At 56.8% G+C, this 20,091-nt stretch carries 13 protein-coding genes and 2 pseudogenes; 6 read left to right on the forward strand and 9 right to left on the reverse strand.

Features of this window, described 5'->3' with window-relative positions; genetic code table 11:
* Positions 1–816: 816 nt before the first annotated feature.
* On the forward strand, positions 817–1,017 hold the full coding sequence (locus HHL27_RS18570; protein WP_169494891.1) for a hypothetical protein: 201 nt from the start codon (positions 817–819) through the stop codon (positions 1,015–1,017).
* 152 nt (positions 1,018–1,169) lie between these two features.
* Here the strand turns inward: HHL27_RS18570 and HHL27_RS18575 are convergent, their stop codons facing one another.
* Positions 1,170–2,129 carry a transferrin-binding protein-like solute binding protein gene (locus HHL27_RS18575; RefSeq protein ID WP_169494892.1) on the reverse strand — a complete coding sequence of 320 codons (960 nt, stop codon included), beginning with the start codon at positions 2,127–2,129 and terminating at the stop codon, positions 1,170–1,172.
* A 324-nt stretch (positions 2,130–2,453) separates the two neighbouring features.
* Between HHL27_RS18575 and HHL27_RS18580 the strand changes: the two genes are divergently transcribed.
* Complete coding sequence (locus tag HHL27_RS18580; RefSeq protein WP_169494893.1) at positions 2,454–2,759, forward strand: hypothetical protein; 306 nt, start codon at positions 2,454–2,456, stop codon at positions 2,757–2,759.
* Between the two features lie 2,009 nt (positions 2,760–4,768).
* Here the strand turns inward: HHL27_RS18580 and HHL27_RS18585 are convergent.
* From HHL27_RS18585 to HHL27_RS18595, 3 genes are read right to left on the reverse strand one after another with little or no spacing between them, the layout of a single operon-like run.
* Positions 4,769–6,397, reverse strand: a complete 1,629-nt coding sequence (locus tag HHL27_RS18585) for a TolC family outer membrane protein (RefSeq protein WP_338114953.1) — start codon at positions 6,395–6,397, stop codon at positions 4,769–4,771.
* Positions 6,387–7,736, reverse strand: coding sequence for an HlyD family type I secretion periplasmic adaptor subunit (locus HHL27_RS18590; RefSeq protein WP_169494894.1), 1,350 nt, complete (start codon positions 7,734–7,736; stop codon positions 6,387–6,389). Before HHL27_RS18590 ends, HHL27_RS18585 begins: the two co-directional genes overlap by 11 nt.
* Positions 7,733–9,460 (reverse strand): type I secretion system permease/ATPase, encoded by a 1,728-nt coding sequence (locus HHL27_RS18595; protein ID WP_169494895.1) that lies wholly within the window; start codon positions 9,458–9,460, stop codon positions 7,733–7,735. The genes HHL27_RS18590 and HHL27_RS18595 overlap by 4 nt, the downstream gene beginning before the upstream one ends.
* 2,248 nt (positions 9,461–11,708) lie before the next feature.
* Between HHL27_RS18595 and HHL27_RS18600 the strand changes: the two genes are divergently transcribed.
* The gene (locus HHL27_RS18600; protein WP_169494896.1) at positions 11,709–12,740 is read left to right on the forward strand and encodes a hypothetical protein; all 1,032 of its coding nucleotides are present in this window, start codon (positions 11,709–11,711) and stop codon (positions 12,738–12,740) included.
* A gap of 91 nt (positions 12,741–12,831) precedes the next feature.
* Here the strand turns inward: HHL27_RS18600 and HHL27_RS18605 are convergent.
* Positions 12,832–13,131: pseudogene (locus HHL27_RS18605) on the reverse strand (acyltransferase); the annotation flags it as partial.
* Between the two features lie 103 nt (positions 13,132–13,234).
* Positions 13,235–14,125 carry a glycosyltransferase family 2 protein gene (locus HHL27_RS18610; RefSeq protein ID WP_169494898.1) on the reverse strand — a complete coding sequence of 297 codons (891 nt, stop codon included), beginning with the start codon at positions 14,123–14,125 and terminating at the stop codon, positions 13,235–13,237.
* 285 nt (positions 14,126–14,410) lie between these two features.
* Between HHL27_RS18610 and HHL27_RS18615 the strand changes: the two are divergent.
* A pseudogene (locus tag HHL27_RS18615) lies at positions 14,411–15,550 on the forward strand (IS701 family transposase).
* 951 nt (positions 15,551–16,501) lie between these two features.
* On the opposite strand, the gene HHL27_RS18625 reads toward HHL27_RS18615, so the two are convergent.
* Positions 16,502–16,777, reverse strand: coding sequence for a hypothetical protein (locus tag HHL27_RS18625; protein WP_169494900.1), 276 nt, complete (start codon positions 16,775–16,777; stop codon positions 16,502–16,504).
* 447 nt (positions 16,778–17,224) lie between these two features.
* Between HHL27_RS18625 and HHL27_RS18630 the strand changes: the two genes are divergently transcribed.
* Positions 17,225–17,572, forward strand: a complete 348-nt coding sequence (locus HHL27_RS18630) for a hypothetical protein (protein WP_169494901.1) — start codon at positions 17,225–17,227, stop codon at positions 17,570–17,572.
* 169 nt (positions 17,573–17,741) lie between these two features.
* On the opposite strand, the gene HHL27_RS18635 is transcribed toward HHL27_RS18630, so the two are convergent.
* Complete coding sequence (locus HHL27_RS18635; RefSeq protein WP_169494902.1) at positions 17,742–18,206, reverse strand: IS5 family transposase; 465 nt, start codon at positions 18,204–18,206, stop codon at positions 17,742–17,744.
* A gap of 26 nt (positions 18,207–18,232) precedes the next feature.
* Between HHL27_RS18635 and HHL27_RS18640 the strand changes: the two genes are divergently transcribed.
* On the forward strand, positions 18,233–19,258 hold the full coding sequence (locus HHL27_RS18640; protein WP_169494903.1) for an IS110 family RNA-guided transposase: 1,026 nt from the start codon (positions 18,233–18,235) through the stop codon (positions 19,256–19,258).
* A gap of 125 nt (positions 19,259–19,383) precedes the next feature.
* Here the strand turns inward: HHL27_RS18640 and HHL27_RS18645 are convergent, their stop codons facing one another.
* The gene (locus HHL27_RS18645) at positions 19,384–19,824 is read right to left on the reverse strand and encodes an IS5 family transposase (protein WP_169494904.1); all 441 of its coding nucleotides are present in this window, start codon (positions 19,822–19,824) and stop codon (positions 19,384–19,386) included.
* Positions 19,825–20,091 lie beyond the last annotated feature (267 nt).

Raw genomic sequence — 20,091 nt, forward strand, 5'->3', positions numbered from 1 at the left:
GGTCACCGGCACCGGATGGGCCGATCTGCGCGACGATGGCTGGCTCGAAGGCGAAATCGCCTACGATAATGGCGACGACACAACCTTCATCGCCAAACCGTGGCCTTTTTCAGCAGCCTGTTAAGCCAGCGGATGGTGGTGGCAATCGGAATGGATGACATGTAGCTGAGATCAGTGACACTCGTGCGCTTGCCCTCAACCCAGGCAAGATAAAGACAAAGCAACAATTCCCAACAATTGTCACTGGCAAGATCCGCACCTAGGATCGCCCGGCGTCTGGCCCGAATGTCAAGCTCTCGGTTTGCGAGATGGGTGTAAGACACCCTTGAGTTGGCTGGCAAACCAAAGCCGCCAGGCTTGCTTCCAAGGAGCGCCGCAAGGATTTCGAGGGCATCGAGAGCCCGTTGCCGATCTTCGTTGAGCATTGCATTACCCTTAAACAATGTCGGCGGATTTCCCCTCGATCTATCTCGCCAATGATGATTGAGCGATACCATAGGCCGCTATAGACCGCAATCGATTGCGTCAAAACGGTTTCAGTTGAAGCGAGGCCTTTGGGCTGACTTTCACACACCGCACGTCAAGGACTATACATCTGTTGAATTGGAGCCGGTCGGGACAAAGGTGCCCGGTGCTCTCCGCTATTTCGCCACCATCGTGCGCTCCGAACGCTCTTCCAACCCGAGTTGGTACTGCCAGCCCTGATCGGTGCTGCCATTTGGCTGCGGGTCGGCACGGAAGGATCGCCGCCGAGAGACTTGTTGAATTCTGAGGCGTCGCCCCCTAAGGCTACGGCCTCGCTTTGGGGGGTCGTAAGTGAGCGCCGCATCACGCCAACAAACCGAAATGGAACTTCAGGAGTATTTTCGTAACAGCTCCACTCGTCATTCGACCCGCCTTAAACTCGAGCTGCGGGAGCTGCTGCATTCGGACAGCGATGATGCCGCTATTGCCAAATGGGTCCGAAATAATGCCTTCGAGTTGGTGACCGCGCTGCACGAAGCAATGCAACCTTAAGCTGCATTGCCAAGCCGCAAAGACATTCCAAAGGTTTCGCAGCAGTAGCTTGAGCCTTCGCCATCCGCCACCACGCCGTCAGCGGCATACTGGGCCATGCCCTTCCGTTTACGATACCTTGTATACGCAAATGTCCGAAACAGAGGGTGTGCCTAATGACCAACAAACACGCCCGCAGCGGTATTGGCACCGTTATCCGTGAGTGAAAACGCAAAGCCCGTCTCAGCTGCGTTCGGACCGTAAAAAGCTCCACCAAACGATCCGTCCATCTGGAGACCCGTTATCGTCCCGGTGTAGCGACTCGTATCCACGCCAATCGCACCAGTCCCCTTTAAAGTGCCCAGGTCAACGGCGCCGATAGCGTCTGATGCAACGTCAGTTGTACCCCGCAAATTCAGCGAAGTGCGAATGACGCCCTTCTCGAAATCGGCAGTTAACGTCCCATTGCTCCCGGCAAGACGATAGGACTGACCATCGAAGGCTGCCACACCATCGACGCTGCCGCTGTATGTCGCTTGTCCGGTCTTGGGCAAACCAGCGGCTCCCGTCTGTATGCCAGCGACCGCAAAACGCGTCAGGTAATGCGTGGTGGATTGGCCAGGCTGGTATGTGGACCAGATCCCGTAAGTGACGTAGGTGAGCGCTATCTGGCTATTCTGGCTGCCCGATTTAAATAAGCGCAACTCTTCGACCGAATTGCCGTCATTCACCTGATAGATGTCAAATCTGCTATTGCTCGCTGCGATATCACCAGGAGCAAAAGTCCTGCTGGTTGCCTCATCCTTGACGGTGTAGCTTTTCGCGGTTGCATCATAAGAAATCGTGAGAGTCGCATAGCTCGCCCGCGACGGCAAGCTCACCCCACTCGAAGCTCCGCTCGATTTAGTAACATCAAGGATAATTTTGGCGCTTGCGGCGTCGAATTTTTCGCTGACCGTCGGCGGAAGCGAAGTATTCAGTCCCGGGGTTGGCTCGCCACCGCTGGCCCGAAAACCACCACTACTCGCACAACCTTGCAATAGGTTAGCCACCATCAAGGCAACAACACACTTCGCCGAAACACTTCCACTGTTTGCCATTCTGCCGCCCCATTGCGCGTCGTGCTCTTGCAAGGCGCTCCGCCCTTATGACATGTCCTGTGACAAGACGATAGCAATAGCAGAGCCTTGTGACGTCGTGAACAACATCTCACGCTTTCATCGAGAACCAAAACTTGAGGCTGCCATTCAGGCCGCATATTCCGGATCGAATCGGGAACAGGTCACCGCTGAAATCCTTGCAAAGCTTGAACTCGTTCGTCAGATAACAACTGAAAGGCGTTGAAAGGTGCGAACTAGACGACAAACAGGGGAACAAATCTCTCCATTTTGCTTATTATGTGATATGCATTGTTACGAATTTGATGCAGGAGTGAGGGTGCGCGAATGAGCTCGCGATTGAGTGAAGCTGCACGACGACTAAGAGCAGCTGCGGGCATTCTTAGCGACGCTGACGACGTGGCGCTAATCCATGAATATGCAGACGAGCTAGAGTCCTTGGCGTCCAAAGCCCAGGATTTGAAGGCTGATGCCTGCGAAGAAGACGTGGATACGCGAGCAAGGCTTCTGAAGACGTGCCTGGAAAAAGCCTTTCCCGTTCCGCCCGGCACACCATTCAACGGTCTGTTGATCATGCTCGATGAATCGAGCTGGTCGGGTGAAATCGACGGCGGAAAAGCACCTGCCCGATCGACACGGGCTTAAGACACACCCCGCTGAGCGATACCGCCCGGGGTTAGCTCCTCCAACCCAACCTTCGTCCCACATAAAATTGTTCGTTGGGACAAGAAAAGGTCAGCTTGTTGCAGGAACTGCGCTACTTCTTCCAAGCTCTCCGCAAGACGCTGGATGACCGCTGCATCACGCGCCACGTCAAGGCGAGACATGAATTCAGCTAGCCTTGATTCTATTACTCTAACATCATTAACCAGCTTATCTGCAGACCCGATCAACCCACCGTTCATGCGAAATGCAGAACGCCGCTTCACACTGTCCATCGCGCACCCGATTTTTCGATTTTTCTATGCAACCATTACGTCAAATTCGCCGATTTTAACCACTCGTTAACACCGCGCAGAAGAAACATCAGGTTTGGGTATAAAGTCAATCGGTTGTTTGGCAGATCCCGTAGCAGCCAGGTTTGCACCCTATGGTAGTTAGTTTTCTTGCTGAACCATGGGGGATCTGCAGCCTCTCAACAATCCGCACGAACGCTTATCATGCAATCCGCCAGGCATCTTTGCCGGAGTGCCAATTCGTGCCGAGTAAGTCCAAGCCCGGTTTGTCCCGGTCTCAGTTACGCTATCGCAAGCGCCTGGATGCTTTGGCATAGCGGTTCGGTCTGGTAAGCCATCGGTCGACCTTCCGCAACTTGTACAACAAAGCGGAAATCTCGGACAGATTCCTGCAAGTGTTGGGGCTTACCCTGGTCCTCGATGGTCGTCACCCAAGCGATTTCGGCCAGGTCTCGGGCAAACGCTGCGCATTTTGCGGGAGTGAGTGCAGCGGTTCGGTGCAGCCATCCCGGATAGCTTCGCAACGCGCAGAGCATGGGGTGAGGCCAAGACGCCCAGCTAGGAGCAGCGCCCACAGCTCGCCGCCGACATCGAAGTCGGGCCAACCCCGCAGCGCTTGGCGTCGTACGTTTGCAGATTGCTATTCTGCTGCATTGAGCCTGAAACAACTTCGCGTGCTCCGCCGCTCGCAGCACACGAGCTCACGCTTCGCGCGATGTGCCACCGCAAGCTTTCGGCGCCGCCGCGGTGTATTGAACGAAATACCTGACGACCGCTTGAACACGCCTCGCAGCCTGGCTGGCGAAGAGCTAGCGGTGGTGCCCAAAAGAAATGCCGATAGGTCTGGTGTAGAAAGACCAGGTTTGCATCAGCCAGGCGCCGGGCTCACCCGGCGCTGGACGAAGTGCGGCGTTTACCCATTGGCACCCAAAGATAAGCGGCGATCATCGGAAGGGCTGTTTGGTGCGATCTGTTACCTCAAAGACAACGCAGACGGCATTGGCACGCCCCCTTTGCAACAGCGCGGCAATGAGCATGCACCGTGAAGAGATGGCTATCGGCGTCGCCTCTGGCGCCCATGCATTCCGGTCGCTTGCTCCAGGCTACGTCGCCTGGATCGCCCGATTTCTTCGCGACGCCATCTGCAGGTTTCACGACGGCATCATCGACCCCTGCTGCTTTGCTTGAAACAAGCTCATCGAACTCCCTTGGTGCATCATGTCCATCGGCCCGCACCCGAGGGCACCCATGGCTTCTGATCAACGTACCTGGGTTTTGCGCCCCAGAGATATATAGATCAGGATCCACCAGGATCGCGAGTGGGGTGGGTCCACGATCACTCAGATCGGTATAGACGACCTTGCAAATGCCTATCCGAATAGATCCCTGCAATGCCGAAGCTGCTGCAAAATCAAAGGCAAGTGAACGACTGCTCTCACTGCGAAAAGACGTCGGCAGGGCTCCTCCTGGATGGTAAAGAATGAAGCACTTCCAGACTCAGATCTGGAACCCTTGCAACAGACATTTGCCGATCCATTCAAATAAAAGGAAGGTTTGGTTCGTGAAGCGCATAACCGATCTTCATAAATGACGGCAGGCAGGCCCCGAACAATAATTATGCGCGTCGCATATGAGGCAGTCAGACCGCAAATTCTTATTCCATCGATGAGATCGCCCTGAGTGCTTCGTTTTAATTGATCACGGAACGGGAAGTTCTTTCACCGGATCGAGTGCCACTTCGGGAGTTACTAAGGGAGCTGCTGGATCCCGGAGCGCCCGGTCACGATGGCCTCCGAGCGGAGCACCATCCAGTGCGCGTACGACAGGCGTTAGGAAAGGAATATCCCCCCGCTTTCGTACTTTGTTGTAGTGTTGCTCTTCATCATAGCGTTTGGCTTGCGGGAGCAACCAGCTTTGTTCGAGTGCCCCCATTGCAGCCAGCACGCGGGCTTGCGCGGCGTAGGCGCCTGCAATCGCCGAATTATAATTACTTCTCGTCAGCAGCAGTTCTCTTGCAAGATCAAGCACATCAAGTGTCGTGCGAAGTCCGGCCTTTTCCTGCAAGAGCGCGCCGTCATAAGCTGACTTGGCAGCGACGACAGCGAGAGCAAGGCGATCGATAGCTGCAGATTGCGCCCGCCAATCTGCCCACGCCGAGGCAAGCGTCGACCGGTTTTCGCGAAGCGCCGCGTCGATCAGCCTCCAGTCAGCATCGTTGGCAGCTTGCGCTTCGCCGACGCGCGCCTGGCGCAGACCACTCTCGAAGATCGGGCCGGACACGACAACTTCACCACGGAGATCGCGTTGATCCTGACGCGGAAGCGTGCCGAAGATCGAGCGCACGTCCCATCCATTCGTATAGTCCGCCTGGCCCCGCAGATCCACACGCGGCATCAGGTCCGCCTTTACAGATTCCACAGATGCGCGGGACGTCTTCTCGCGTTGCTGCGATGCCAGCAAAACGGGACTGTGGGTCTCTGCGTACGCATAGGCTTCCTCCAGCGTCCGAACCGGCAGATTCAGGGGAGGTGGTGGAGATAAGACGCCTGCCGGTCCTCCAATTGCTTGGAGAAAGCCTGCCTCGCTTGCCGCTGCATCCCGCTGGGCAGTATAGAGCTGCGCGCGCCCAAGCTCGATCCGGGTCTCAACTTGTTGCACATCAGTGGATGTCACTTCATGCCGTGCCAGCCGGGCTCGATTATCCGAGAGCTCACGTTCTAGTGTCGCGAGGTTGTCTCGTGTGATCGCGACGCTTGCGCGATCCCGCAAAAGGCCGATGTAGGCGACAATTGCATCGAGCAGAGCCTGCTGCTCGGCCGAGCGTAAGACCTCCCGCTGATATTCCAATTGGGCCATAGCATAACGCTCACCGGCAGCGTTGCGCCCGAATGTAAACAGAGGTTGGGTCAATATGGCAGTTGCAGTTGCACTGCGGCTTGTTCCGTCGGACCATGCCTTTCCAGGCGTGCGTGTGCCGCTGCGCGTAATTCCATAAGTAAGTTCGAAATTGAGCTTGGGCCCATACGCAGCGCGAGCCTGCGGCACACGATAATCTACACTTTTCAACGCAGACCGCTGCGCCAAGAGCGTCGGGTTTGTCCAGTAAGCGAGCCCAAGCGCGTCCGCCATATTGGTCACAGGCGCACCGCTCTGCGCTTGCCGCTCGATGTCCAGCGGTGTGTCATCCGGTAGCGCCGGCGCTAGCGCCAAGGGCGTATCCGATGCAGCGGCTGTTTCGCTCGCCATGACCGGACAAGCGGAAAAACCCAAAAATACAGACAGGGCTAGACGATGGCGAAGCATCTTGGCGTCCTCGTCAATTGTCACGAAATGCACGCATAAACTGATCGCGAAGCGGCTTTGTAAGGTAGGAAATCATCGATCGCCCGCCTGTTTCAATGTAGACTTCTGCCGGCATCCCACTTTTGAGACCCAGGCCCTCGCGCCTCACAGCCGCCTGATCCACTGCAATCCTGACCATGAAGTAAGCCTGCCGCGATTCGGGATTGTCAGTTCGGTCCGTTGCTACGTAGATCACCCGGCCCGGAATTTGGGGCGTAGCAGCGCGATTAAAGGACGAGAAAGTCACTCGCGCCGCTTGCCCTGTCTTCACCTGATCAATGTCCACCGGGCTGATCATAGCTTCGACTACCATCAGGTCCTTGTCTGGAACAATTTCCATGATCGCTTCAGCGGGCTTTACGACGTCTCCAATAGCTGCAAAGGCAATTTTCTCGACGACGCCAGAGTATGGAGCCCTGATTTCGCTTCGGTCCTGCTGATCAGATGCTGCGACGGATCGCATTTGCTGCTGATTGAGCGCGGTGTTGACTTGCGCAAGGTCTGTGCCTGCTTGCACGCGCCGAGTCTGGCTGAGCTGGATAAGCTGCTCCTGCGCTTCTGTAATCCGAGCGCGTACTTGCGCAATTTGCGAACCTAGCGCCGCCGTGTTGCCTTCCATGTCCACCGCGGTCCGCTCGAGCTGATTGAGACGATCGATCGTGACGAGCTGCTTGTTCCAGAGATCGCGCACTCCTTGCCTTTCGGGCTCGATCAGCGCACGCTGTTTGCGTACGGCCGAAATCTGAGCATTGAGTCCGGCGATTTCATGGTTGAACTGCGCAATCCGGGCCTGAAGCTGTGCCCGCTGCTCACTTTCTTCACGACGGCGAAGCTCAAATAAATGCGCTTCATCAGCCATCGCCTGTCGTGCAGCAGGACTCTCAGACTTCGTCAACTCTTCGGGGAAGCGAACCGCGCCAGCGCCAAGGCGTTCAGCTTCGAGCCGGGCGCGCTGCGCCAGCAGCTGGTCAACTGTCAGGCTTGAAAACCGAGCATCTGCGCCGCTAACGCGGTCGTCGAGCCGCAATAGCAGCTGACCCTCTTTAACGTGCTCGCCATTGTGGACCATGATCGACGAAATGACGCCGCCAGTCGGATGCGCGATACGCTTCACTCGCGACTCCGTGCCGACCTGACCGCCGCCAATCACAGCGCCACCAATTGGAATGACGCTCGCCAGAACGAACAGAACGAGCAATAGGACGCTCACCGTGATGGTCAGTTGGCGCAGGCGGGGAGAGCCGGCAGCAGAAATCTGCGTGTCGTCATTCAAATCGGAAATAATGCTCTTGGCAATATCCTGAGGAACCAGAGCCTTGCTCACGCTATCGCTCCTTTGCGCTGGCCAGAAGCGTCCCGCTTGGCATCGGCGTTGGCACCCATCTTCTTTAACACAGCGTCCCTTTCACCGAAATCGGTCAGACGACCGCCGGCCAGCACCGCCAGATGCGTCGTCGGCCCTAGCGTTGCCGGACGATGCGTGATCATGATCACTATGCCTCCCCGCTCACGGACGCCAACTACGGCGTTGGCGAGCGCAACATCGCCCTCCATATCGAGATTGGAGTTCGCTTCGTCTAAAACCAGCAGGAACGGATCCCGATATAAAGCCCGGGCCAAGCCAACCCGCTGACGTTGCCCGGCCGAGAGTTCCACACCGCCGGCAGAGCATTCCGTTTCATAGCCGTTGGGCAGTGATAGAATTAGATCATGCAAGCCTGCTGCCTTGGCCGCCGCAATAATCAACTCAGACGAGGCGTCCGGATCAAACCGGGCGATGTTTTGGCCGATCGTGCCATCCATCAGGTCGACAGTCTGAGGCACGTAGCCCATGAATCCCCCAAGGGTTTCGGGATCCCATTGGTCAAGCGTAGCACCGTCCAGCCGAACTTCGCCGCGCTGCGGTTTCCAGATCCCGAGAATGGCCTTGATCAGCGTGGTCTTGCCCGCAGCACTTGGACCAATGATGCCAAGTGCCTGTCCCGGCTGCAGAGCGAACGACACCCCACTCACTGCGAAGAGTTGGGTTCCTGGAGGCGCAACCCACAGTTCACGTAACGACAGCTCTCCGCTGGGTCTCGCCAGACTCACCTCGCGGCGTGGCGGCCTGCGAAACGCCACAAGCGCCTGTGCCAACCGCTTCCAACCGCCGCGCGCCGCAACCAAGCCACGCCAGTTGGCGATCGCCTGATCGACCGGGGCCAAAGCCCGACCAGAAAGGACCGAGGACGCGAGAATCACACCCCCGCTTGCTTTGCCGTCGATCACCAGCAACGCACCCACTGTTAAGATCAGCGACTGCAAAAGCATGCGGAAAGTTTTGCTGGCACCGCCCAGGCGCGCCGCGGTCCGCGAAAGAAAGGTCTGGACGTTTATGAAGCCGTCCTCCCATTTCCCCGTGCGCCGCACCAACCGCTCTTGCATACCCATTGCAAGAGCGCTCTCAGCAAATCGGATCTCAGCCAGAGCCGCCGCAGTGCGCTGACCGGTGATGTTCGCAAGCTCCCGTGAGCCTTCTTGGGTTCGCCGATTGGAGTACATGGCGAGGATCGACATGATGATCGTGCCAAGCAAGGCCGTCAGCCCAAGCCACCAGTGAAGCGCGAACAACACCACCATAAATGCGATGACCCAAGGGAGGTCAATCAGCGCAATTGGCCCCTGTCCGGCCAGAAAGGAATGGATAGAATCGAGATCGCGGTTGAACTGCAGACCATCGGAATGATCTGCCCCCATCCTCAACGGCCGGGTCACAGTCGCATAGTGCACCGATTCGAAGAGATCGTTATGTACGCCGTTGGCAACTTCCAGCAACGCTTGGCTTCGAATAGCATCGAAAACTGATTGGAAAGCATAGACAATAATAAGCATGCCAAACAAGCCGAGCAGCGTCGGAATACTGCGGCTTGGGAGAACGGAATCATAGACCAGCATCATGTAGGCCGTCCCCGCAAACACGAGAACATTCAACAGGACGCTCGCAACAACAACAAGAACCAGGTTCTTTTTGTACCGTTGCAGGAACAATTTAAATAATTGGCTGTCCACGTTTCCTATAACCCTCTGGCCGCCGCAGCTCGAACGTCATCGCTGTGCTCTTATCCCGATTTGCCCTAAAGTGTTAACGATTCCGACAATGGGGCACGAAGATGGCCAATCTTTCACGAGAAAGCAGGCGGTTGCAGAACTTGCCCCCCATGCACTCCTGGGCTCGGACCTGCAAAAACGCGCCGCTCACACCGCATGCTTGTCGAGACTCGTGCGCTATTGCTGCCTCATCACCGCCATCGAGTGATCCGGCCTTGCGTTGGTCGACCGAGTGATTGCAAATGCAAAGCCGGAAATTGCGATGAGGCGTTGCAACCAGGCGTTCTTTTGCGCCGCCAGACTTTAACCGGGATGGGCTTGCGGTACGTGGGTCGGCACGGACGTCTGTGAGACGAGCAGCGATGAAGAGAGCGCGGGGACGTACCGCAACGCCAACGTCAGCACCAAAGGCCAGGTCCATGTGGCAGCAGCGTCAACGAGTGTATCTGACCAAAACCATCCGCCTTTCGCGAGAAAGTCCACGACTTCGTTTGCGCATTCCAGGAACACGACCACGAGCAGTGGCTTGAACGATGCAAGCGGCTTTCGCCAGATGAGCGCAGCAGCTAGCCAAAACCCTAAACCCGCGCACATGTGAGCAAACTTGTCTGGAGCGGGACAAGCCGCAACGATTGCGCGAATGACGCGCTCATAGGCTTCCAGGAATGACACCGCCGCCTCATATTGCAGCGCAGCACAAAAGTCCACGCAAGGCGCATCAAAGTCGGAATTGCAACTCTCCGCTCAAAAAATATGCGCAGGCTGCGCCTCAAAAGGATTAACGCCCGGCAGAAGTCCAGTAAGTTCAGGATGCCCATCCACTGCGCTTCGCTCCCCTTGCGATTAGATCGCTGACCGCAGAGGCTAAGTAACTCAGATCGCACAGCTTCGCGGCGAGACTGCCTTCGAAGATGACGATGCGGTGCAGCGAAACTTACAAAAAAAAGCGGCCAGAATTTGCCGAGGCGGCAAGTCTTTGCCTGTTGCTGTCAAAACAACATGCACAATAATTCTAATGACCGGGTCCGTATCCAGAAATTGACCCACTTAAAGTCAAATTTACACGGCAGGCTTAATCACCATCGCTGAGACGGTGTCTGCCGTTTCATGTGATGCACTGGCCCGTCGGCTCAGCCGGCGGGCCCTTTTCCATTCGACTTTTGGGGTTACCCCATGCCAGCCCTACGCTCAGGCGCGCATTTTGGCTCAAAGGCGTGGCCGACGCAGGGCAAAGGCTGCGCCCAAGCGTTCTTGCCAACTTCGGCGCCAAAGTCGCTGGCGCTTGACCTCGTTTCGGGAAGCTCAGCAGCCGCATTCGGAGGAGCCGTTTCGGAAGCTGCGGCACCGTGCTTTCACCACAGGTTTACGAACATGTGATCACGGTTTGCGGTCAGTGCACCCACGTTGGAGACCGTGATCGTGACCAAGCTTTTACGTTTAAGGCCGCCGAAGACCATATGGGAAACATCCCCGACGGGGCTTTACGTGCGCGCCTGCGCGGCGGTGAGACTTGTCTGCTTTGGCCTCATGACGCTATTTGGCAGTGCTTTGGCGGCAGGCGCGGCATGTCGGGCCGTTGTTGCCGTGTTTTTGGGTCTTTTCGCATGGTTTTTATCCCGGCTCCCCGAGGAAGACTATGAGTAGACGCGATAAGAATGAGCGGGAAAGCCGCTGGATGGTGCTTGAGGCCACTATCCTGGTCTTGGCAATGCTCTGCATGCTCGCTGACGCTGTCGCGCGAATCTAGCGCACCCAAGCACAGACATGTAATCTGCCGATAACGCGGTGCGCGCGCGATCAGGCCTGATCAAGCAGGAAAAGATATCCGGCGAAAAACTCGAAAACAGAGCATCACTTCACAGGGCGGGCTATGCCAGACCAGTGGTTACCCCGTGATCCACTTAAAGCCTGAGCGCACCGGAGCAGCCAATCCCGAGCGAGGGTGCATAACCGCCAGCGGTGCAGAAACGGTCAAGTAATCGCAAATGGTTGATAGCCAACAAAAAACAGCCTGAACGCGGAACCTTCTTGACGCTGCCGCCAAACAAACGGCCAAAAGACCACTCGGCGCTAAATGACACGGAATATTACGTATGATAAGACAAGCCGCTCTACTAAAATGATTTTCTTCCGCGGAAAGAGCTGGCGTATCCGCTCAGGTGGCACATCATCTTGCTGGCAGATTTGAATATGGTAAACGGCGCCTCGTATGCTCAGAAAAGAATCGTCGCCCCGCCCCATTCTGGAAGCTGCCGAGGATGGCGGCCATGGCCCCGCGATAGCTGTTTTGGCCGCTTCTGGAGCAATTGCGCTGTTTGCCGTTTCCGGCCAGCCTACAAGGCAGCACATCATCCACCTGCTGGACGATGACAATACGGCAGCCAATCGAAATTTGCGGCCTGCCCGAACGCTGCATGACCCTGTCAGTATCCCCGCGTTCGGCAAGTTGCCAAGCGAAGTAGCTACACCGCAGCACGTCGTGTCGCCCACCGAGCATGAAACGCCCAAGCAGACAGCTGTGTCCTTTTCGCCTGAGATACAACGGCTTCTCGCTGCTCAAAAGGACTTGAGCCAAACACTTTGGGGGGATCAGCGCCCCTTTGCTGCGCCGATGCTTCCCCCGCCCTCTCCTGACCAGGTCAGAAACAGCACTGTTGCATCGAACTTCTCGAAGACAGACGACATTGGACACGCGTCTAGCGCAATTGAGCAAGCTCTAGGCGCTGCGTCTCTCGCAACAGTTCTGACAGAAGACGCCAGCGATACCACCTCTCCTTCAGCCTCCGAAAACCTTGGCGCAAGCGGCAATATCGCGCCTGATGCAGTCTCTCTTAAGAGCCTTGCAAAACGTGAGGTTCTTCCCAACGCCACAAGCCCGGACGGCTCGCAAGCTCCATCTTTGGCCGCCATACAGGGGGACGGACCACTCCCTGCTAGTGCAAAAACGCCGAGTGCCGGCCCCGCGTCCGAACTGCCGGTGGAACCGCGCGACACCACAGAGCCGGCATCGTCAGTGCAAATCGCTCCTGCAACGCCTGTACTTTCACAGGCATGCCTGGATGAGCGCTGCCTTTCCCCCCAACAAAGTTTCGCGCCAACCATTCTGACTGCCGATGCCCTTGCCAACCTTGCACACCAGGCAGCCACGGTCACACCAGTCATGCCAGCTGCGCGCGCAATGGCTTCTAATGCAGTACCATCTGCTACGCCGGTCGATCGCTTCCCGCACCCCCAATTTTAGGCACAAATCTTCGGAAAAGACGCGCGCGTCAGGTCGGCGGGCGATCCACGCTTAGGAAACGGCCATATCGACCGACCTCAATCCCCGATCGGATGATCTGCGCCGGGTTTCCAGCAACAATCGAGTAGGGTGGAACATCTTTCGTTACGACCGCCCCTGCTCCCACGATTGAGTTACGGCCAATCGTCACGCCGGGCATGACCAAAGCCCGCGCACCAATGAAGCAGTTCTCTTCAATTGTGGTATTGCTATACTTTCCTCGCGTCCGATCGTGGGTGAGAATGGTCGCTCCAAAAGTAATGTACGAATACGCCCCGATGTGAACGCCTTTGGGATAGGTCCTGTCCAACTTACATGTCAGCGAGATCTTCACAGTTGGGTGCAAATCCATGCCCCAAAACTTATTATAAAAGGCAATCCGCATGCCATTGATTAAACGCTGCAACCAAAGTAGCTGATTTAGGCTCCTCATTGCGTCATCCTATTTCGTTTTGTCAATTTGCAGCGCGTATTACTTTAGGTTTATTATAAGAAAACTGTGACCAAGCCTCCTTAAAAAGACTTGGAGAAAGCTCACCTTTGAAAAGAAGTGCTAGACCGACCGCTATCTTGCGCAAAAATGCTAGGGTTGCGGGGAACGAATGGCGCCTGTGGCGGCCAAGAGCAGCCAGAGTGCCGCCATAGTACTTCGCACGTATACTTGGGTCGAAATCCCGATGACCAACCATGCGATGCGGAGCATAACGCACTACTTTCGAGGCGAAATAGGCGCGCATGGCGTAGTCTGTGTCTTCGCCTGATTTCGCTGGCGTTCCGAGACCCAAGCTCTCATCAAATCCGCCAATTTTCTTTACGATCCTCCCCCTAAGGGCAATAGTATTGGAGGATGCCTTCGAGATCACCTCGTGAAGGCTCGGGCGCACCTCACTCGGTTTCGCTGGGCATTCTGCGAGCGTCCCGTATCTGCAGAACCAGAAGTCAAGAGTCTGGTCGTTTACAAAGCGGGTGTATATCCAGTCCAGAGAGCCAGACGGATACCACGCATCGTCGTCGGGATAGGCAAGAACGCAATCGTCAGTCAGCAAGTCCTGCCTTGGGGCGATCAGCCGAAGCATCTGGTTTCTTGCAACGGAAAGCGGCACGAGATCGCCAATGGAAGACACCTCCATCGTCGACGGAAATCCTACTCGCGCTACAGCTCCTTTGAGGTCATCGCACCGCTGCAGAAGCATATGATGGTGGACCTGGACCTCTGGAAAGCGTTTTCTGAACGCCTCGATCGACCCAACGAGGCGGCGTAGCTCGTCATCTCGTTGCGCCTGCATGTCTGCTGTGGTCAGCAATATCAACGGAATCAGGCGTCGTTCTGACGAGGAGGAAGACACTGCGCACTCCAACTTCGGCCAACAGGCGCTTGCCTGCCTCCCTCCAGACGAGCCTGGAGGTCCACGTTGGCCTTCTAGACCCTTTAATCGCAAGGGCGCACGATCGTCCATCACCTTGTAACCAGCTGAGCGAGTGCGCAGGCATTATCGTCTAAAAATGAACACTTCTTGCAGAACGAACCTTATTATTTCCACACAGCCATCTGGCGTTGTCGGCCAATGCCAACGCGATGGAGCTTGTTTGAGCTTCCGCGAACGAAACCGGAACCTTAGCCTACAAGCTATCTGGCGGAGTGGCTTGCGCGTTTTGTGGCGCTGTTGGGCGATCGGCGCAGGGCGCGCATGTGTCGGGCATATATCGAGGGGTTGATCGGCCCCGATGACCACAAGAGCGTGCAGCCGATAGCGATCCCTTCGCCGCAGAGCGGCTATGATCAATTCCACCTTTTCATCGCGGTGCCTTGTGGAAAGGCGCACCACTGGCACCGGAGCTTGGCCGACAAGCCGGCGCCTTGATGGGTCGTCGCAGTGCCTTGGCGGATCATCGACGACACGGCCTCGCCCCGGAAAGGGAAGTCGTCGGTCGGCGTGGCCCGCAGTATGCCTCGGTGCCGGGCAGGAAGCGCGCGTCTATCGCACCAAGCCCGAGATCGCCCTTGCCGAGATTGATCGCTTGCGCAGCGCGCTGGTGTCCGCTTTGGCGGCATGCTGGCCGACGCTGGCTACGGCCTGTCCGGCCCGTTCCGGCAGGCACTGACCGAGCGCGGTCTGACCGGGGCGGTTGGCATCCCTTACAAGCAGAAGGTCTATCCGGCCGATGTTGCCATGATCTTCCCGATTTCTGGCCGCGGACACCTGCGCAAGAACCATGTGCCTGACATTGCTTCGCGTCCCGCCCAGGACGTGCTCGAAGGCGCCAAGTGGCAGACGGTGAGTTGGCGGCGCGACACCAAGGGCAAGCTGTCGCGCGCTTTGCTGTCCTGCGCGTGCGGGTGGCTGACGGCCCGCCGCAGCGGATCGGTGATCTTGGCCCGCAGCATCTTCCCGGCAAAGAGGTATGGCTGGTCGGCGAGTAGCGCGCCACCGGCACGCGCAAATGCTGCTTCAGCAATTAGCCCGCCAGCACGCCGCCCGGGAACCTGCCCGGCGCCATCGAGGCGCGCTGGGTCTGCGCGCCAGCCCATCAACAACTGAAGGAAGAGCTTCATTTTGATCACTTCGAGGGGCGATCATGGCAGGGACTTCACGACACGCCCTCATGAGCATGATCGCGTTCGGCTTCCTGCAAGCCCGCCACCTCAGGGCAGCGGGTCGGAGAAAAAGAAGCCCGAGCCCGCCGCCGCGGTCGATCCTGCCGGCCATCAGCCAGGAAATCCTGACCCAGCTCAACCAGCCTACACCGTTCAAAAGCACGCATTGGCGTAAACGGTGGCGGCGAATGCTCGGCAAAACTCTGCCAAGGTGGTGTTAGGTCGAAGCGTTTCAAATAATGGTCGCTCATCCCTAGAACTGATTGCATTTGCAACAGGTCTAAAAACCTCTTGGAAATCGTTTGTAGATTACAGAGAGGCGCTCTAAGCACCGTTCAACTGCCGCGACCCCCTGAGGCGTCAGGTTGATCCAGGTTCGCCTTTTATCATTCGGGTCATCTTCGCGCACAATCACACCTTTGGCTACGAATATACCGAGCCATCGGAGGGCCGAGGTGGACGGCATCCCAGTTACATGTCCAACGTCGGTCGCGCTTAGTCTCTTGCCTTGGGCCCACTCACAGTAGAGCGCCAGCAAAATGTCCCACGCAGATTCAGTAGCGAGGTCAGGCCCCAGGATTTGCCTCCGTTCAGCTCGGGCACGAATAACGACTTCTGCCGCAGCAACATACTTTCCGGGCTCGGCGCTGTTTAGTCCGCGGAAAGGTTCCGTCACGAGAGAAACACGCGTCGCCGTCGCTCGAGTGCGCGGATTCTTCGCCAGCTTGTCCATAATCCCCCAGGTTGCGAGCAGCCGTCAGCCAGAGGCGAGAAACACTGTTTCCGCCTAAATCACTGAAAATAAATGACAACATATTTACAGTTTAGTGAATTAGCACAACGAAGCATGTTGTGCCACTGCATGCAGAATGCCGCGCGATCAACAACTACGTCGGGTAGATTTCATGGAACAGGCATTGTTGGAGATATTCTTCGACATTGGCGCACACGGGTCGTCAAAGCGTAAATCCTCGGCTTGCTAAGAGCGCGTCGAGCAATGCTGGAACGTGACCTTCCTTGGACGCGATCTACACCTGGATCAGGGAAAAAGGCGCTCGCGGCATTCGGGCCACAGGGGTCACAAGCTCTGGAGGTGCCGGGAGCAGGCAACACGCAGCAGTACACCTCATAGGTGCTGCCGCACTTCAATTGAGAGCGCGGCGAGTGTCCAGTCGGCCAATATTGCCAGCACCTGCGATGCCGGTGATGTGGATTTCGTCACGGGTTGATCCGCCCTGAAGATCATCGACAATGCCATCAACTTCTGGCCGATGGCGCACGACTGGAGCCGAACACCGTGCGCGTACCCACTCTGAGAGACGAGAGGCGTTGCCAAAATCGCGATAGGTTGGCGAGTTTTTTCCTGAAATGCACCCTCTGTAATGGCAAGCGGTCCGGTCATCGCACGGCCAGCCTGCCAACGTGACCAAGCGTGAGCAATGGTCCTTGTCGCCGCGTTAGCTCGACGTCGGGGGAATTATTGTGACCTTCAGATGCACTGCTCGCTGTGCACCCATGCCAGCGGAGTGGCTGATGACAGAAGTCGTGCCACAGTTGGTATCTGCGTCTCCGCCTTGGCAAACCTCTTGGTGTCTCCTGCCAAGCCTTGAGCGCGTTGCTCCACAGGAACACGCGCTTCTCAGGCATTGCGGTATTTGGCCTGACAAAACTGTCGGATCAAAGCCGCTACGCTGCTTCATACGCCGGCGCATTGCAGCAATTGACTAAGAAGTGACGTTCAGGATCACATTCCTGCTGTAATCAGCGCCTTTCTTTGGCATTCTCGGCCTAGTTTGCGACTCGGACTTGCGTAAGACCTTGATACAAGCTCGATAAGGGGATCCAGAAAATGGACGGCATGCGACTTAGGGACTTGGACGATCGCTTGAACCGGATCGAGGAGCAAAACACCAAACGCTTTCAAGAATTGCTTGCGCAAATTCAAAGACGTGACAAATGGATTATTACATCCATTTGTAATTTGGTCGGATTGTTTAATTATCTGCTCGTTGTCATAGGCGTTTGGTTCTTCATTGAAAAGACAGGAGCGGGCTTGCTCGGATCTATTGACATCATTGGCCTAGGCATCGTCGCTTTATTTCTAATGGCACACTGTACCAGCCGCCTTGCGGAGGCTTACTCAGTCAAGATTGAAAGAGGGGCGACGTTATCTTGTTGGCTTCGGCACGTCCATTAGAGACGGCGGCAGGCGACCTTGACCACAAGATCATGGTGTCGCCGATTGTGACGGCATTTTTGTCTTTCGAATTAGCCTTCGAAGCACAGCAAGCAGCACCCTAATTGGCCCTCCAGGATGCTTGAAGGGTGCTCTGCACACTTCTCTGTGCGCTAGGGCCTGTGGGGATTTAGCGTGAGTTGATGACGGCAGCGGCGAGATAGATCATGGCCGAGAAGCTCTTGTCTGTTTTGCAGGCGCGCATTGCGATGCGCTTGAACTCTTTGAGTTTGCAGAAGTAGTTTTCGATCAGGTGGCGCCATTGATACATCTTGGCGTCGATCTTGAGTTTCTGGGCGCGGGCGGGGCGCTGTGAGATGATCACTTGCGCACCGCGCTGATTCAAGTCCTCGACGATCCAATTGGAATCGAAGGCCTTATCGCCGAGCAGCGCATCGAATTGGATGCCTCTGATCAACGGTGCAACACCGATGGTGTCGAACCGATGGCCCGGCAATAGCTCAAAGCGGACAAGGTTGCGCAAGGCGTCGGTCAGCGCCAAAATCCTGGTCGTCATACCGCCTTTGGAACGGCCAATGGCCTGGCTCTGAGTCCCCCTTATGGATGGCCCGCCCCTACCTACCGTGGTGTACAACGGTGAGCGAAGGAAGGAGGCGGAGCATGACCATTGCCGTACTCGGTATCGACCTTGGGAAGAACAGCTGCAGTGTTGTTGGCCTCGATAAAGCGGGGTCGGTTGTTGTGAGGCGCCGGATGCGGCGGGAAGGCGTGATCGCGTTTGCCGCGAAGCAGCCGACGTGTGTCGTTGCAATGGAAGCTTGCTGCGGCGCGCACCACATGGGCCGGGTCTTGGCTGCGCAGGGGCACACGGTTCGCCTGATGTCGCCAGAATATGTTCGTCCCTATGTCAAAGCCCAGAAGAACGATGATCGCGATGCCGAAGCGATTGCCGAAGCCGCGACGCGGCCAACCATGCGTTTTGTCGAGCTCAAGTCCGAGGAACAACTGGACATGCAGACCCTGCACCGGGTTCGCGACCGGCTGATCTGTGATCGGACATCGTTGATGAACCAGATGCGCAGCCTACTGCTGGAACGCGGTCACATCGTCCCGCAAGGCCGGGCAAAGCTGAGAGAGCATCTGGCTCGACTGCTCGACCTAGAGGGATCACCGCTTACCCCGAGAATCCGCGAACTTCTGCTCGACATGCGCCAGCGCTGGGAGGCGCTGAACAAGCGGATCGCCGACTTGGATGCCGAATTTGTCGAAGCAGCTCGCGCGGATGAGCGAACACAGCGATTGCTGACAATCCCCGGCATCGGTGCGCTGAACGCTACCGCGCTCGTCGCGGCGGTAGGGGATGCGCGCACCTTCAATCGTGGGAGGGACCTTACTGCCTGGCTGGGTCTCGTGCCGCGGCAGGCGACTACCGGAGGCAAGCCGCGCCTGCTTGGGATTACGAAACGAGGGAGCCGATATCTGCGAAAGAACCTCATTCAGGGCGCCAGGGCTTCCTTGCCGGCACTCAGCAAAAGCCAGACACGCCTTGGAGCGTGGCTTCGGGCGCTGGCTGCAAGGGCACATCACAATGCAGTTGTCGTGGCACTGGCGGGCAAGATCGCACGCATCGCCTGGGCTTTGTTGCGGCACGAACAGCGATACGAGGCAACGCCGCTTGCGGCATGAAACAGGATCGTTCGGCGTGACGCGCTGAACCAACGGAGTCTGCGGGAGGCGAGCAGAAGATGGCCTGACAGTCGATCGGCGTTCTGGAAACCTATGGCGTAAAATGGCACTCGATGCCGACCCCCTTATGAGGACCAGGACGCGCGGATCTCCATCTTGGCCAATGGCAAACTGCCAAAAGGCCGGATACGTTTTTGCAGACTGATCAAACCATCATCAAATCGCCACTTGCCGACGGGGCGGGCCATACGTTTTGCGCCTTGGCCGTGCCGGTGGACCTTGACGATAGTGGCATCGACCATGGCGTATTCCATGTCGGGCTCTTCCGATAGCGCATCGAAAATTCGCTTGAAAACATCAGCTTCACGCCAATCGCGAAACCGCCGGAATGCTGTGCTCCAGTTCCCAAACGTTGAAGGCAGATCGCGCCAGGGACTGCCCGTCCTGGCAATCCACAACACCCCTTCCATGAAAAGCCGGTTGTTCCTTCCGCTGCGCCCAGGGTCCGTCAGCTTACCCCGGCAATGCGGCTTGATCTTTGCCCACTGGGCATCAGTCAGTACCAAGCGATCCATCCAAAGCGTGAATCATATCTCAGCCTTCTTGGGAATCCTGAATCCCCACAGACCCTAGGCGGCGTGGACAAATTGCAGCAGCTTGAAAATGGCTCATTGTGTGATTTCCATCGCCTTGGTTAGATGAGGCATGCAAGCAGCCACACGCTCCTTTTGGAAGACGCTCCCCCTCCCAGCGCAGCGGGATAGCATCGAACTTGCACTGCTGTATTCTGATGCCGAGGGCGAGAGGATCAGGCTTGGGCACGTCCCGCAGGA

This window comes from Novosphingobium olei, from assembly GCF_012927405.1.
Taxonomy (GTDB): Bacteria; Pseudomonadota; Alphaproteobacteria; order Sphingomonadales; family Sphingomonadaceae; genus Novosphingobium; species Novosphingobium olei.